Annotated in this window: 2 protein-coding genes (1 of these 2 running past the window's edge); both read left to right on the forward strand. The window is 74.0% G+C overall.

All coding sequences use genetic code 11. From position 1 onward, the window contains the following. Positions 1 to 7,384, forward strand: partial view of a type I polyketide synthase gene (locus SD460_RS18760; protein ID WP_318306441.1) — the 3' portion only. Its footprint begins 7,898 nt before the window's first position; 7,384 of the gene's 15,282 nt are visible here — the last part of the coding sequence; its start codon lies beyond the left edge, outside the window; its stop codon occupies positions 7,382 to 7,384. Positions 7,385 to 7,413: 29 nt separating this feature from the next. Further along, entirely contained in the window at positions 7,414 to 16,587 is a 9,174-nt protein-coding gene (locus SD460_RS18765) for a type I polyketide synthase (protein WP_438860841.1), read from the forward strand. The last annotated feature ends 5 nt before the right edge of the window (positions 16,588 to 16,592 follow it).

The following is a 16,592-nucleotide window of genomic DNA, read 5'->3' on the forward strand; positions in this document are numbered from 1 at the left end:
GGCCGACCGCACCGCGCTGGCCGGAGTCCTCGAAGGACGGTCCGTGACCGCGGCCTTCCACGCCGCGGGCTACGGCCGGTTCACGCCGATCGGCGAATCGTCCACTGAGGACTTCGCGGAAGTCGTCAGCGCGAAGGTCGACGGCGCCGTCCACCTCGACGAGCTGCTCGGCGACGACCTCGAAGCCTTCGTGCTGTTCTCGTCCATCGCGGGCGTCTGGGGCAGCGGCCACCAGGGCGCGTACGCGGCCGCGAACGCGCACCTCGACGCGCTCGCCGAACGCCGCCGCGCCGCCGGGCTCGCCGGGACGTCGATCGCCTGGGGCCCGTGGGCGGGCGCCGGCATGGGCGCGTCCGAAGAGGGTGACGAGCTGCTCCGCCGTCGCGGGCTCCGGCCGCTGGACCCGGACCTTGGTCTGCGGGCGCTCCTCCAGGCCGTCGAACTGAACGAGACCACCGTCGTCGTGGCCGACGTCGACTGGGCCCGGTTCGCGCCGTCGTACGCGGCCGCCCGCACCCGGCCGCTGATGGCCGAACTGCCCGAGTTCGCCGTGACGGAAGGCGAAACCGCTCGCGGTACGGCCGAGCTGACCACCCGGCTGGCCGGGCTGCCCGCGCCCGAACGACGTCGCGTGCTCCTCGACGTCGTGCGCGCCCGCGCCGCGGCGGTCCTCGGGCACGACGGCGCCGAGGCGATCGAGCCGGTCCGGCCCTTCAAGGACCTGGGTTTCGACTCGCTCACCGCGGTCGAGCTGCGCAACGGCCTGACCGCCGACACCGGCCTCGCCCTGCCCTCGACGCTGGTGTTCGACCACCCGACCCCGGCCGACCTGACCGACCGCCTGCTCGGCGAAATCTTCGGTGCCGACGCCCCGAAACCGGGCACGCCCGCGACCGTGACCGAGGTCGCCGACGACCCGATCGCGATCGTCGCGATGAGCTGCCGCTACCCGGGCGGGGTCCGCTCGCCCGAAGACCTCTGGCGGCTCGTCGGCGAAGGCGGCGACGGCATTTCCGGCTTCCCCGACGACCGCGGCTGGGACCTCGGCGCGCTCTACGACCCGGACCCGGGCAAGAGCGGCCGCAGCTACGCCCGCGACGGCGGCTTCCTTGAGGGTGTCGGCCAGTTCGACGCGGCGTTCTTCGGGATCTCACCGCGCGAGGCCCTCGCGATGGACCCGCAGCAGCGGCTGCTGCTCGAGACGTCGTGGGAGCTGTTCGAGCGGGCCGGCATCGACCCGCATTCGCTGCGTGGTAGCAAAACCGGCGTGTTCGCCGGCACCAACGGCCAGGACTACGTCACCATGCTCGGCTCGGCGTCGGGCGTCGAAGGGCACCTGCTGACCGGGAACACCACGAGCGTCATCGCCGGGCGCGTCTCCTACACCTTCGGGCTGGAGGGGCCGTCGGTCGCGGTCGACACGGCGTGCTCGTCCTCGCTGGTCGCGCTGCACCTGGCCTGCCAGTCGCTGCGCCAGGGCGAGTCCACGATGGCCGTCGCCGGCGGGGTCACGGTCATGTCGACGCCCGGCGCGTTCGTCGAGTTCAGCCGCCAGCGCGGGCTGGCCCCGGACGGCCGGTGCAAGCCGTTCGCCGAGGCGGCCGACGGTACCGGCTGGGCCGAAGGCGCGGGATTGCTGCTGCTGGAACGGCTTTCCGACGCCCGCCGCAACGGCCACGAAGTCCTCGCGCTCGTCCGCGGATCGGCGGTCAACTCCGACGGCGCCTCGAACGGCCTGACCGCGCCGAACGGCCCGTCCCAGCAGCGCGTGATCCGCGCGGCGCTGGCGAGCGCGGGCCTGGCGCCGTCCGAGGTGGACGTCGTCGAGGCACACGGCACCGGCACGACGCTCGGCGACCCGATCGAGGCGCAGGCGGTCCTCGCGACCTACGGCCAGGACCGCGAAACGCCGCTGTGGCTGGGTTCCATCAAGTCCAACATCGGCCACACACAGGCCGCCGCCGGGGCCGCCGGCGTGATCAAGGTGGTCATGGCGATGCGGCACGGCGTGCTGCCGAAGTCGTTGCACGTCGACGCGCCATCGTCGCACGTGGACTGGACGGCGGGTGCGGTCGAGCTGCTCACCGAAGCCCGCGAGTGGCCCGCCGACCGCCCGCGCCGGGCCGGAGTCTCCTCGTTCGGCATCTCCGGCACCAACGCGCACACCATCATCGAGCAGGCCGAGCGCCCCAATGTGGCGTTGGGTGCGTTGGACGCACCGAACGCCACATTGGGTGCGTTGGACGCACCGAACGCCACATTGGGTGCGCTGGATGCACCGAACGCCACATTGGGTGCTCCTCCCATGCCCCCGCCGCCACCCTCAACGGAGGCGCTTCGCGCCGCAGTGTCATTCAATGCACCGAACGCCACATTGGGGCGCTCCGGGCTGGTGCCGTGGCCGGTCTCGGGCCGGTCGGTGGCCGCGCTCCGGGCGCAGGCCGCCCGGCTGTCCGAAGTGGACGGGACGCCCGGCGACATCGGGTTCTCCCTCGCCACCGGCCGTGCCGCGCTGGACCACCGGGCCGTCGTGCTCGGTACCACGGCCGCGGACTTCCGGGCGGGACTCGCCGCGCTCGCCGAGGGCACGCCCGCGCCCGACGTGCTCTCCGGCGAGGCGGCCACCGGCCCGCTCGCCGTGCTGTTCACCGGGCAAGGCGCCCAGCGCGCCGGTATGGGCCGGGAGCTGTACGCCCGGTTCGGCGTTTACGCCGACGCGTTCGACGAAGCCTGCGCGCACCTCGACCCGCACCTGGAGCACTCGATCCGGGACCTCGTCTTCGCCGCGCCCGGCACCGAAAAGGCCGCCCTGCTGGACCGGACCGCCTACACCCAGACCGCGTTGTTCGCCGTGGAGCTGGCGCTGCACCGGCTGGCCGAAAGCTGGGGCGTGCACGCGGACTACCTCGCCGGGCACTCGATCGGCGAGCTCGTCGCCGCGCACGTCGCCGGCGTCCTGTCGCTGGCCGACGCCGCCGAGCTGGTCGCCGCCCGCGGCCGCCTGATGGACGCGCTGCCGGACGGCGGCGCGATGATTTCGCTGCGGGCAGGCGAAGAAGCCGTGGCCGCCGAGGTGGCCAAGACCGGCGGCCGGGCCGGCATCGCCGCCGTCAACGGGCCGGGGTCGGTCGTCGTCTCCGGCGACGAAGACGTCGTGCTGGAACTGGCCGCCGGGTTCGCGGCCGCCGGCGTGCGGACCAAGCGGCTCAAGGTGAGCCACGCGTTCCACTCCCCGCGGATGGACGCGATGCTCGACGACTTCGCCGCGGTCGCGAACCGGCTGACCTACCACCCGGCCGAGCGCGCTGTGGTGTCCACGGTGTCCGGCGAGCTCGCCGGTTCCGAACTGTCCACTCCGGACTACTGGGTGCACCAGGTACGCGCGTCGGTGCGGTTCGCCGACGCCGTCGCGACCCTGGCCGGCCAGGGTGTCCGGACGTTCCTCGAAGCGGGCCCGGACGCCGTCCTCAGCGCCATGGCCGCGGACTGCCTCGGCGAGGACGTCGTCGCCGTGCCGCTGCTGCGCCGCGACCGGCCGGAGGAGCGCACGTACGCCACCGCGCTCGCCGGGCTCTGGGTCCGCGGGGTCCCGGTCGACTTCTCGGCCGGATTCCCCGGCGCCCGCCGCGTCCCGCTGCCGACGTACGCCTTCCAGCACCGGCGCTTCTGGCCCGAGGTCTCCGCCGCTGCCGGTGACGTCGGCGCGGCCGGACTCACCGACGCGGGCCACCCGCTGCTGGCCGCGACCCTGCCGCTGGCCGGCGGTGACGGCGTCGTCCTCACCGGACGGCTGTCCCTGGCCACGCAGCCGTGGCTGGCCGACCACGCCGTGCTCGGCACGATCCTGCTGCCCGGCACCGCGTTCGTCGAGCTCGCGGTGCGGGCGGGTGACCAGGTGGGCTGCCCGGCGCTCGAAGAGCTGACGCTGGCTGCCCCGCTCGTGCTGCGCGAGCACGACGCCGTCGCGATCCAGGTCGCGGTGGGCGGTCCGGACGCCGAGGGCCGCCGCGAGCTGACCGTCCACTCGCGACCGGAGGGCCAGGACGAGTGGACCGCCCACGCGGCCGGCGTGCTCGCCCCGGCGGCCGCGGCGGAAGCCGCCGGACTGACCGAGTGGCCGCCCGCCGGAGCGGAACCCGTTGACGTGACGGACTTCTACGACACCCTCGCGGCGTCCGGCTTCGGCTACGGCCCGGCATTCCGCGGCCTGCGCGCGGCTTGGCGTGCGGGCGAGGAGATCTACGCCGAGGTCGCCCTGCCGGAGCAACAGCAGGCGGGCGCGTTCGGCCTGCACCCGGCGTTGCTCGACGCCGCACTGCACGCGCTCGGGCTGCGGGACGGCGGAACCGGGCCGCGGCTGCCGTTCGCCTGGACCGGCGTCACCCTGCACGCCACCGGGGCCGCCGCGCTGCGGGTCCGGCTGCGCCCGGGTGCCGGCGACGCGGTCGCGGTCGACGTCGCCGACGCCACCGGGGCGCCGGTCGCATCGGTGGCCGCTCTGGTGCTGCGGCCGGTTTCGGCCGAGCAGCTCCGCGGCCCGGACTGCGGCGACTCCCTGTTCCACGTCGAGTGGACACCGATCCCGGTGCCCGAAACGACCGGTGGCCGGTACGCCGTCATCGGCCCGGACCCGCTCGGCCTGGTCGCCGGGCTCGGTTCCGCCGGCACGGTGGAGTCCTATGTGGACCTCGCGGACCTGGGCCGCAGCACGGCGGAAACCGGCGAGGAACCGCAGTTCGTGTTCTCCGCGATCCGGCACTCGCCGCAGCCGAAGGACCGGGCCGGTTTCGCGCTGGACCTCGTCCGCGCCTGGCTGGCCGACGAGCGGTTCAGCACCGCCCGGCTGGTGCTGGTCACCCGCGGCGCGGTCGGCGCGGTCGACGGCGACCGCGTACCCGACCTCACCGCCGCGCCCGTGTGGGGCCTGCTGCGGTCGGCGCAGTTCGAGAACCCCGGCCGGCTCGTGCTGGTCGACCTCGACGACGAAGACCCGCGTTCGGCAGCGTTGCTGGGCGCGGTCGCTTCGGGCGAACCGCAGCTCGCGCTGCGGGACGGCCACGCGCTGGCCGCGCGGCTGGTCCGCGCCGGCTCCGGCGAGCTGCTGCGCGTGCCCGCCGAGGGCAACTGGCGGCTCGACACCACCGGCGCCGGGACCCTCGAAAACCTCGCGCTCATCCCGAACCCGTTGCCGGAGAAGCTCGAACCGGGCCAGGTCCGGGTGGCCATCCTCGCGGCCGGGATGAACTTCCGGGACGTGCTCATCGGCCTCGGCATGTACCCGGGCGAGCCGATCATGGGCATCGAAGGCGCCGGCGTCGTGCTGGAGTGCGGCGAGGGCGTCACCGGGATGAAGCCCGGCGACAAGGTGATGGGCTTCTTCCCCGGCTCGTTCGGCCCGCGCTCGGTCGCGGACCAGCGGATGCTCGCGAAGATGCCCGAAGGCTGGTCGTTCAGCGAAGCGGCTTCGGTGCCCATCGTGTTCCTCACCGCCTACTACGGCCTCGTCGACCTGGCCGGGCTCCGGGCCGGGGAGTCCGTGCTGATCCACGCCGGGGCCGGCGGCGTCGGCATGGCCGCCATCCAGCTGGCCCGCCACCTCGGCGCCGAGGTCTACGCCACCGCGAGCCCCGGCAAGTGGGACGTCCTGCGCGCGTCCGGGCTCGACGACGCGCACCTGGCGTCCTCGCGCACCACCGGGTTCGCCGAACTGTTCCGCGAGGCCAGCGGCGGCCGGGGCGTCGACGTCGTGCTCAACGCGCTGACGCAGGAGTTCATCGAGGCGTCCTTCGCGCTCATGCCGCGCGGCGGGCGGTTCCTGGAGATGGGCAAGGCCGACGTCCGCGACGCGGGTGACGTCGCCGCCGCCCACCCCGGCGTGGCGTACCAGGCGTTCGACCTCGTCGAAGCCGGTCCGGACCGGATCCGCGAACTGTTCACCGAGGTCATCGCGCTGTTCGAAGCCGGCGCGCTGACGCCGCTGCCGGTGCGGACCTGGGACGTGCGGCGCGCGCCCGAGGCGTTCCGGTTCGTCAGCCAGGCCAAGCACGTCGGCAAGGTCGTGCTCACCATGCCGTCGTGCTTCGGCCCCGGCACGGTGCTGATCACCGGCGGCACCGGCGCGCTGGGCGGCCTGCTCGCCCGGCGGCTGGTCACCGGGCACGGCGTCCGCGACCTGCTCCTGCTGAGCCGGCGCGGGCCGGACGCCCCCGGCGCCGCCGAACTGGCCGCCGACCTGCGGGAACTCGGCGCGAACGTGCGGATCGTCGCCGGGGACGCCGCCGACCGCCGGGAGCTGGCGGCGGTGCTCGCCGCGATCCCGGCCGACCGCCCGCTCACCGGGGTGGTGCACGCGGCCGGCGTCCTCGACGACGGCGTCGTCGCGTCGCTGACGCCCGAGCGGCTGAACGCGGTGCTGCGGCCCAAGGTGGACGCCGCGCTGAACCTGCACGAGCTCACGCGGCACCTCGGTCTGGCGGCGTTCGTGCTGTTCTCCTCGGCGGCGGCCACGCTGGGCAGCCCCGGCCAGGGCAACTACGCCGCGGCCAACGCGTTCCTCGACGCGCTCGCGCAGTACCGCGCGGCCCGCGGCCTGCCCGCCGGTTCGCTGGCGTGGGGGCCGTGGGCCACCGACGGGATGCTCGGCGGGCTCGGCGACGCCGACCGGGCGAAGCTGCAGCGGTCCGCGTTCGTCCCGTTCACCGCCGAAAGCGGCCTCGACCTGTTCGACGTCGCCGCCGCGCGGCCCGAGCCGGTGCTGCTGCCGCTGCAGCTCGACACGGCCGCGCTCGGCGCGCAGGAAGGATTGCCGCCGCTGTTCGCTTCGCTGGTGCGGGCCCCGGCCCGCCGGACCGCCGAAGTGGCGTCGGAGGGAGAGCCCGCCGGTCCGCCGTTCGCCCAGCGCCTCGGGGCGGTGCCCGCGGCCGAGCGCGGCGAGTTCCTGCTCGACGTGGTGCGCGGGCACGTCGCCACGGTGCTGGGCCACGGTTCGGCCGCCGACGTCGAAGGCGGCCGCGGCTTCCTGGACCTCGGCTTCGACTCGCTGACCGCGGTGGAGTTGCGCAACCGGCTCACCGCCGAGACGGGGCTGCGCCTGCCGGCCACGCTGATCTTCGACCACCCGTCGCCCGCCGACCTGGCGGCGCACCTGCTGGCCGGGCTCGTGCCCGAAGAAGCGGACGCGGACGCGGCGGTTCTGGCCGAGCTCGACCGGCTCGAGCGCGTGCTCGAAACCGCCGGCGACAGCAGGCGGATCACCGCGCGCCTGGAGACGTTGCTGGCCCGGCGGCGTGCCACGCAGGCGGAGGAGGAGTCCGGCGACGGGCTCGACGCCGCCACCGACGACGAAATCTTCGACCTGATCGACAACGAGCTCGGGCTGTCCTGAATGGACGCCACGCACCGACGGGATGGGGCCTGATGGACAACGACGCGAAGCTCCGGGAATACCTGAAGAAGGTGACCGCGGACCTCCGGCGCGCCCGCAAGCGCATCCAGGAGGTGGAGGACGCCGGGTTCGAGCCGATCGCGATCGTCGGGATGGCCTGCCGGTTCCCGGGCGGCGTCCGCTCGCCCGAGGAGCTGTGGCAGCTGGTGGACGGCGGCCGCGACGCGATGTCCGGGTTCCCCGCCGACCGCGGCTGGCCCGACGCGCACGACGCCGGTTTCGCGGCCGAGGGTGGGTTCGTCCACGACGCGGGCTTGTTCGACGCCGGCTTTTTCGGCATCTCGCCGCGGGAAGCATTGGCCATGGATCCGCAGCAGCGGCTGCTGCTGGAGACGTCGTGGGAGGCGCTGGAGCGCGCCGGGATCGTGCCGGAGACGTTGCGGGGCAGCCGGTCCGCGGTGTTCGTCGGTGCCGCGCACCAGGGTTACGCCACCGAGGCGGGGGAGGACGCCGAGGCGGTCGCCGGGCACCTGATGACCGGCACCGCGACCAGCGTCCTGTCCGGCCGGATCTCCTACACCCTCGGGCTCGAAGGTCCGTCCGTCACCGTCGACACGGCGTGCTCGTCTTCCCTGGTCGCGCTGCACCTGGCCGTGCAATCGCTGCGGCGCGGGGAGTCCGACTTCGCGCTCGCCGGTGGCGCCGCGGTGATGGTCAACCCGGGCATGTTCACCGAGATGCAGCGCCAGGGCGGCCTGTCCGGCAACGGCCGGTGCAAGGCGTTCGCCGAGGGCGCCGACGGCACCGGCTGGGGCGAGGGCGCCGGCATGCTGCTCGTCGAGCGGCTCTCCGACGCGCGGCGGCTCGGGCACCCGGTACTGGCCGTCGTCCGCGGCTCGGCGGTGAACCAGGACGGCGCGAGCAGCGGCCTGTCCGCGCCGAACGGACCGTCCCAGCAGCGCGTGATCCGGGACGCGCTCGCCGACGCCCGCCTGTCCACTGTGGACGTCGACCTGGTCGAGGCGCACGGCACCGGGACCGCGCTGGGCGACCCGATCGAGGCGCAGGCATTGCTCGCGACTTACGGCCAGGACCGTTCGACGCCGCTGTGGCTCGGGTCGGTCAAGTCCAACATCGGGCACACCCAGGCCGCGGCCGGCGTCAGCGGCATCATCAAGCTCGTCATGGCGCTGCGGAACCACCGGATGCCGCCGACCCTGCACGCCGGGACGCCGTCGACGAAGATCGACTGGACCGAAGGCGCGGTCGAACTGCTGCAGGAAGGCCGGGACTGGACCGCCGACGGGCCGCGCCGGGGCGCGGTGTCGTCGTTCGGCATCTCCGGCACCAACGCGCACATCATCCTCGAGGAATCCGCCGATTCACCGGAGGTTGCGGAGCCTGCTGCCGGAGTGCTGCCGTGGGTGCTGTCGGCGAAGTCGGCCGAGGCACTGCGAGAGCAGGCGGCTCGACTGTCCACAGTCGAGGCGCACCCGGCCGGGGTCGCGTACTCGCTGGCGACGACCCGGTCCGCGTTCGCGCACCGCGCCGTCGTGGTCGGCGAGGACCGGGAGCGCCTGCTCGCCGGCGTCCGCGCGCTGGCCGACGGCACCCCCGCCCCGAACGTCGTCACCGGCACGGCCGGGAGCGCCGGCAAGGTCGCCATGGTCTTCCCGGGCCAGGGTGCCCAGTGGGCCGGGATGGCGACGGAACTGCTGGCGACGTCCGAGGTCTTCGCGGCCCGGTTCACCGAGTGCGCGCGGGCGCTCGAACCGCACACCGGCTTCTCGCTGCTGGACGGCGAAATCGACTTGGACCGCGTCGACGTCGTGCAGCCCGCGTTGTTCGCGATGATGGTGTCCCTCGCCGCGCTGTGGGCAGCCCACGGCGTGCGGCCGGACGCCGTGATCGGTCACTCGCAGGGTGAGATCGCCGCCGCCGTCGTCTCGGGTGCACTGTCCCTTGAGGACGGTGCACGGGTGGTCGCGCTGCGTAGCAAGGCGATCCTCGCGCTGGCGGGTGCCGGCGGGATGGTCTCGGTCGCCGCGTCACGGGAACGGACCGAGGCGCTGGCCGAGCCCTGGGGTGAGCGCATCTCGATCGCCGCCGTGAACGGCCCGGCCGCGACCGTCGTCTCCGGCGAGCCCGTGGCGCTCGAGGAGTTCATGGCCGCGTGCGAAGAGGTGCGCACCCGCCGGATCCCGGTGGACTACGCGTCCCACTCCGTCCAGGTCGAGCGGCTGCGCGACGAACTCCTGGACGTCCTGGCCCCGATCACGCCGCGAGCGGGCGAGACGGCGTTCTTCTCCACGGTGACCGGCGAGTGGATCGACGGCACCGAGCTCGACGCCGAGTACTGGTACACGAACCTGCGCAGCACCGTGCGGCTGGACATCGCGGTCGAGCAGCTGAAGAGCCAGGGCTTCGGCACGTTCGTGGAGGCGTCGCCGCACCCGGTGCTGACCATGGCGATCGGCGAAGACGTCGTCGCGCTCGGGTCGCTGCGTCGCGGCGAAGGCGGCCTGGCCCGCTTCGCACTGTCGGTCGCCGAAGCACACGTACGCGGTGTCAAGGTCGACTGGACGCCGTACTTCGCCGGTGCGAGCCGCGTCGACCTGCCCACCTACGCCTTCCAGCACCGCCACTACTGGCTGAAGCCCGGTACGCCGGTCGCGGCGGCTCCAGGCGACAACGGGTTCTGGGAGGTCGTCGACAGCCACGACCTCCAGGCCCTCGCCGACACCCTCGGCGTCGACCCCGAAATTTCGTTGAGCGAGCTGCTGCCCGCGCTCAGTGAGTGGCGCCGGACCGCGCACGACAAGTCCACTGTGGAGTCGTGGCGTTACGACGTTCGCTGGCGCCCGGCCCCCGAGCCCGCGGGAACGCTGTCGGGCCGCTGGCTCGCGGTGGTCGCGCCCGGCCAGGAGACGTCCACTTTGGACGCGCTCGGCGTCGAGATCGTGCCGGTCGAGGTGACCGGCGACCGCGAGAGCCTGGCCGCCCGCCTGCGCGAGGCCGAACCGAACCCGGCGGGTGTGGTTTCGCTGCTGGGCTTCGACGAACAGCCCCACCCGGAGTTCCCGGAACTGCCGTCCGGCGTCGCGGGCACGCTGCTGCTCGCCCAGGCCCTCGGCGACGCGGAGATCACCGCGCCGCTGTGGCTGCTGACCTCGGGTGCGGTCGCCACCGAGGCGCCGTCGTCCGCGCAGGCCCAGATCTGGGGCCTCGGCCGGGTCATCGGCCTCGAACACCCGAACCGCTGGGGTGGTCTGGTCGACCTGCCCGCCGACTTCGACGACCGCGCCGCGACCCGGCTCGCCGCGATCCTGGCCGCCGGTGGCGATGAAGACCAGTTCGCCGTCCGCGACTCCGGGGTCCTCGTCCGCCGCCTGGTCCGCGCGCCCGCGTCGAAGAGCGGTCCGTGGTCGCTGCGCGGCACCGTGCTGGTCACCGGCGGCACCGGCGCGCTGGGCCCGCGGATCGCCCAGTGGCTCCAGAGCACCGGCGCCGAGCACGTCGTCCTGGCCAGCCGCCGCGGCGACCAGGCTCCCGGCGCGGCCGAACTCGCCGCCGCACTGGACATCCCCGTCACCTTCGCGGCCTGCGACGTCGCCGACCGCGCCGACGTCCAGGCCCTCGCCGACCGCCACGACTTCAGCGCGGTCATCCACGCCGCCGCACTGATCGAGCTGGCCTCCATCGACGCCACCGACGTCGCCGGGTTCGCCGCCGTCGCCAAGGCCAAGGTGCTCGGCGCCGAAAACCTCGACGCGGTGTTCGACCGCGACCTCGACGCGTTCGTGCTGTTCTCCTCGATCGCCGGCGTGTGGGGCAGCGGCGACCACGCGGCCTACGCGGCGGCCAACGCCCACCTCGACGCGCTCGCCGAGCGCCGTCGTGCCCGCGGCCTCCGGGCCACCTCGCTGGCCTGGGGCGTCTGGAACGCCGTCAACCCCTGGGACAACGCGAAGGAGAACCAGGACTTCGACGCGAGCCGCCTGCTGCGTCAGGGCCTGCCGTTCCTCGACCCCGACCTCGCCTTCGCCGGGCTGCGCCAGGTGCTGGCCGACGACGAGACGTTCCTCGCGCTGGCCGACGTCGACTGGACGCGGTTCGCGCCGGTGTTCACCGCCCTGCGGCCCCGGCCGCTGCTCGACGAACTGCCCGAGGTGCGCCGCGCGCTGACCGTGGAGAAGACCACGGTCACCACCGGTGGCCTGCGCGAACGCCTGAGCGGGCGGTCCCCGGCGGACCGCACCCGGACCGTCCTGGAGCTGGTCCGCGCGACCGCGGCCGCGGTGCTCGGCCACGACGGCCCGGACGCCGTCGCGCCGGGCGTGGCCCTGCGTGAGCTCGGTTTCGACTCGCTCACCGCGGTCGAGCTGCGCAACCGCCTCGCCGCCGAGACCGGCCAGAGCCTGCCTGCCACCCTCGCCTTCGACCACCCGACCGCCGAGCGGATCACCGCGTTCCTGCTCGACGGCCTCTTCGGCGCCACCACCGCGGTCACCGAGACCGTCGTCGCGGTCGCCGACGACCAGCCGATCGCGATCGTCGCGATGAGCTGCCGCTACCCCGGCGGCATCAGCAGCCCCGAGGACCTCTGGGAGCTGATCACCGCGGGCGGCGACGCCATCACCGGGTTCCCGGCCAACCGCGGCTGGGACACCGACGCCCTGTTCGACCCCGATCCCGACCACGAGGGCACCAGCTACACCCGCCACGGCGGCTTCCTGCACGAAGCGGGCGACTTCGACCCGGGCTTCTTCGGCATTTCGCCGCGCGAAGCGCTCACCATGGACCCCCAGCAGCGGCTGCTGCTGGAGACGACGTGGGAGGCGATGGAACGCGCCGGCGTCGACCCGGAGAGCCTGCGGGGGAGCGCGACCGGCGTGTTCGTCGGCACCAACTACGCCGACTACGGCATCGGGCTGGCCCAGCCGGACAGCTCGGCGGGCCACCTGCTCACCGGCGGCGCGGCCAGTGTCGTCTCCGGCCGGATCTCCTACACCTTCGGGCTCACCGGCCCGGCCGTCACGGTCGACACCGCGTGCTCGTCGTCGCTGGTCGCGCTGCACCTGGCCTGCCAGTCGCTGCGCAACGGCGAGTGCACGATGGCGCTGGCCGGCGGGGTGGCGCTGATGTCGACCCCGGCGTCGTTCGTCGCCTTCAGCCGCCAGCGCGCGCTCGCCGCCGACGGCCGCTGCAAGGCCTTCTCCGACGACGCCGACGGCATGGGCATGGCCGAAGGCGTCGGCGTCGTGCTGGTCGAACGACTTGCCGACGCCCAGCGCAACGGCCACGAGGTCCTCGCGGTGATCCGCGGCTCGGCGGTCAACCAGGACGGCGCCTCCAACGGCCTCACCGCCCCCAACGGCCCCGCCCAGCAGCAGGTGATCCGCCAGGCCGTGGCCAACGCGCGGCTGACCTTCGACGACGTCGACGCCGTCGAGGCCCACGGCACCGGCACCACCCTCGGCGACCCGATCGAGGCCCAGGCCCTCCTGGCCACCTACGGCCGTGACCGCGAGCACCCCCTGTGGCTCGGTTCGGTGAAGTCGAACATCGGCCACAGCCAGGCCGCCTCCGGCGTCGCCGGGATCATCAAGATGGTCCTGTCCCTGCGACACGGCGTGCTGCCCGCCACCCTGCACGCCGGCACGCCGTCGTCCCATGTGGACTGGACGGCCGGGAACGTCCGGCTGGTCGGGGAAAACCGGCCGTGGCCGGAGACCGGGCGCCCGCGCCGGGCCGCCGTGTCGTCGTTCGGGATGAGCGGCACCAACGCCCACGCGGTCCTCGAAGCCGCACCGGAGCCGGTCGCGGCGGAGCCGTCCGGGCCCGCCGCGACCGGCCCGGTGCCCTGGGTACTGTCCGCGAAAACCCCCGTTTCCCTGGCTTCGCAAGCTCGCCGGCTGCAGGCGCGCGTAGGGGCCGCACAGGGGGTCCGGGCCGCAGATGTGGGGTACTCCCTCGCGAACTCCCGGTCTACGTTCGAACAACGGGCGGTGCTCGTGGCCGCCGCTGAGCACAGCGGCCACGACGTCCTGGGCGCGCTCGCCCACGGCCAGGCCGCTCCCGGCCTGGTGCGGGGCAGCGCGCGCCACGGGGGCAAGGTCGCCTTCGTCTTTCCCGGGCAGGGCTCGCAGTGGGTGGGGATGGCTTTGGACCTGATGGACACGTCGCCGGCGTTCGCGGCCCGCATGCGGGACTGCGAACGCGCGCTGACGCCGTTCGTCGACTGGTCGCTGCCGGCCGTCCTCGGTGACGAAGCCATGCTCCAGCGGGTGGACGTCGTGCAGCCCGCGCTCTTCGCCGTGATGGTGTCGCTGGCCGAGGCCTGGCGGGCCCACGGGGTCGAGCCGGACGCCGTGATCGGGCACTCCCAAGGCGAGATCGCCGCGGCCGCCGTCGCCGGTGCGCTGTCCCTGGAGGACGCTGCCCGCGTGGTCGCGTTGCGCAGCAAGGCGATCCTGGCGCTGGCCGGGCGCGGGGGCATGGTCTCGGTGGCTGCTTCGGTCTCGGCTGTCGAGGCTCGCCTGACCGAGGGGCTTTCGATCGCGGCCGTGAACGGCCCGGCCGCGGTGGTGGTCTCCGGCTCACCGGGCGCACTGGACGAGTTGATCCGCTCCTGCGAAGCCGACGGCGTGCGCGCCAAGCGGATCCCCGTCGACTACGCCTCCCACTCGGCCCAGGTCGAAGAGATCGAGGCCGAGCTGCGCGAGCTGCTCGCGCCGGTCTCGCCGCGGTCGTCGGAAATCGCTTTCTACTCCACGGTGACCGCCGAGCCGATCGACACCGCCGGGCTCGACGGCGCCTACTGGTACACGAACCTGCGCAACCCGGTGCTCTTCGGCACCACCGTGCGGCGGCTGGCCGAGGACGGCTACGACGCCTTCATCGAGTGCAGCTCGCACCCGGTGCTCACGATGAGCATCCAGGACACTGTGGACGAAGCCGTCGTGACCGGCACCCTGCGCCGCGGTGAAGGCGGCCTCGAGCGGCTGTACACGTCGTTCGGCGAGGCGTGGGTGCACGGCGTCGACGTCGACTGGACGCCCGCGTTCGGGGAAGGCGCCCGGCTGGTCCCGCTGCCGACGTACGCCTTCGACCACCAGCGGTACTGGCTGGACCCGGCCCCGGCGGCCCCGGCCGACGACGGGCTCTGGACGGCTTTGGAGGAGACCGATGACCTCGCCGGCGTCCTCGGCGTCGACAGCGAGGCCTTGGACGCCGTGCTGCCCGCGCTGTCCCGCTGGCGCACCCGCCGCACCGAAGAATCCACTGTGGACTCCTGGTGCCTGAAGGTGGACTGGTCGCCGGTCGCCGAACCGGCGCTGCCGCTGCTTTCCGGACGTTGGCTGGCACTCGTGCCCGCCGGATCCTTCGGCACTTCGGTGGTCGATGCACTCGCCGTCCGCGGCGCCGACGTCGTCACGACCTCCTCGGAGCGGGACCTGCCGCCGGGGGAGTACGCCGGTGTGGTTTCCCTGCTGGGCTTGGATGAAACGGCGTTGCCCGGTCACCCGCTGATCGCTTCCGGCGTCGCGGCGACCGCGGCGTTGGCTCCGGCACTCGCCGAAGCCGGGATCGACGCTCCACTGTGGATCGTCACCCGCGGCGCGGTGGCCACCGGAGCAGGCGACGCACCGGCGTCGAGCGTGCCCGCGCAGCTGTGGGGCCTCGGCCGCGTGGTCGGCCTGGAATACCCGGGACTGTGGGGTGGTCTGATCGACCTGCCCGCCACTGTGGACGACCGCACCGCCGACCGGCTGGCCGGCGTGCTGGCCGAGCCCGGCGGGGAAGACCAGCTCGCGATCCGCGCCCAGGGCATCCTCGCTCGCCGGCTGCGGCCGGCCCGTCCGGCGCCCGCGGGGGAGCCGTGGCGGCCGCGTGGCACGGTGCTCGTCACCGGGGGCACCGGTTCGCTGGGCGCTCACGTTGCCCGCTGGCTGGGCCGGTCCGGCGCCGAGCACCTCGTGCTCACCAGCCGTCGTGGCGAAGCCGCCCCCGGCGCCGTCGAACTGGCCGAAGAACTGCGGGAACTCGGCTGCGCGGTGACCATCGCCGCGTGCGACGTCGCCGAGCGCAAGGCCGTCGAGGAACTGTTGGCAGGGTTGGAAGACGCACCCACGGCCGTCGTGCACGCCGCCGGGCTGCCGCAGTCGAGCACGCTGGCCGAAACCGGGCTGCACGAGTTCGAAGACGTCCTCGCGGCCAAGGTCGCGGGCGCCGCGCACCTCGACGAGCTGCTCGGCGACGACCTCGAAGCGTTCGTGCTGTTCTCGTCCAATTCCGGCGTCTGGGGCAGTGCGGGCCAGGGTGCCTACGCGGCCGCGAACGCCTACCTGGACGCGCTCGCCGAACAGCGCCGCGCCCGGGGCGTCAAGGCGACTTCGGTGGCCTGGGGCCTGTGGGCCGGCGGCGGCATGGCGCAGGACGAAGGCGAGCAGCAGCTGCGCCGCCGCGGCCTGCGGCCGATGGCACCCGAGCGTGCGGTGGCGGCCATGCAGGGCGCGCTCGACCGTGACGAGACCTTCCTCGCCGTGGCCGACGTCGACTGGGAGCGGTTCGTGCCGGCCTTCACGGCGTCGCGCCGCCGCCCGCTGATCGAGGACCTGCCCGCGGTCCGGCAGGTGCTGGACCGGTTGGAAGACGAACAAACTCGCTATGACGAAGGTGCTGCGGCCGGCTGGCGCGAGCGGCTGGCCGGGCTGACGGCGGCCGAACGCGACCGGGCCGTGCTCGACCTGGTCCGCACCGAAGCCGCGGTCGTCCTCGGCCACCGCGGCGCCGACGCGATCGGCAGCACACGGCCGTTCCGCGACCTCGGGTTCGACTCGGTGACCGCGGTCGAGGTCCGCAACCGGCTGCGGGAGGTCACCGGCCTGCGGCTGGCGGCCACCGCCGTCTTCGACCACCCGACCCCCGTGGCACTGGCGCGGTTCCTGACGGCCGAGATCACCCCCGGCGGCACGCCCGGCGAGTCGGCGTTCGGCGCGCTGGACCAGCTGGAGGCGTCGCTGGGCGACGTTGAAACCGACGAGAACCTCCGGCTGCGCGTCGAAATGCGGCTGAAGTCCCTGTTGAACCGCTGGAGCGCGGAACCCGCGCCGCAGAAGGCACACCTCGCCGACGCGTCGGCCGACGAGGTGTTCGCCTTCATCGACAACGAACTCGGAATTTCCCCGCCGGCGCACTGACGCCC

Origin of the sequence: Amycolatopsis solani (genome assembly GCF_033441515.1) — a bacterium.
Lineage (GTDB): Bacteria > Actinomycetota > Actinomycetes > Mycobacteriales > Pseudonocardiaceae > Amycolatopsis > Amycolatopsis solani.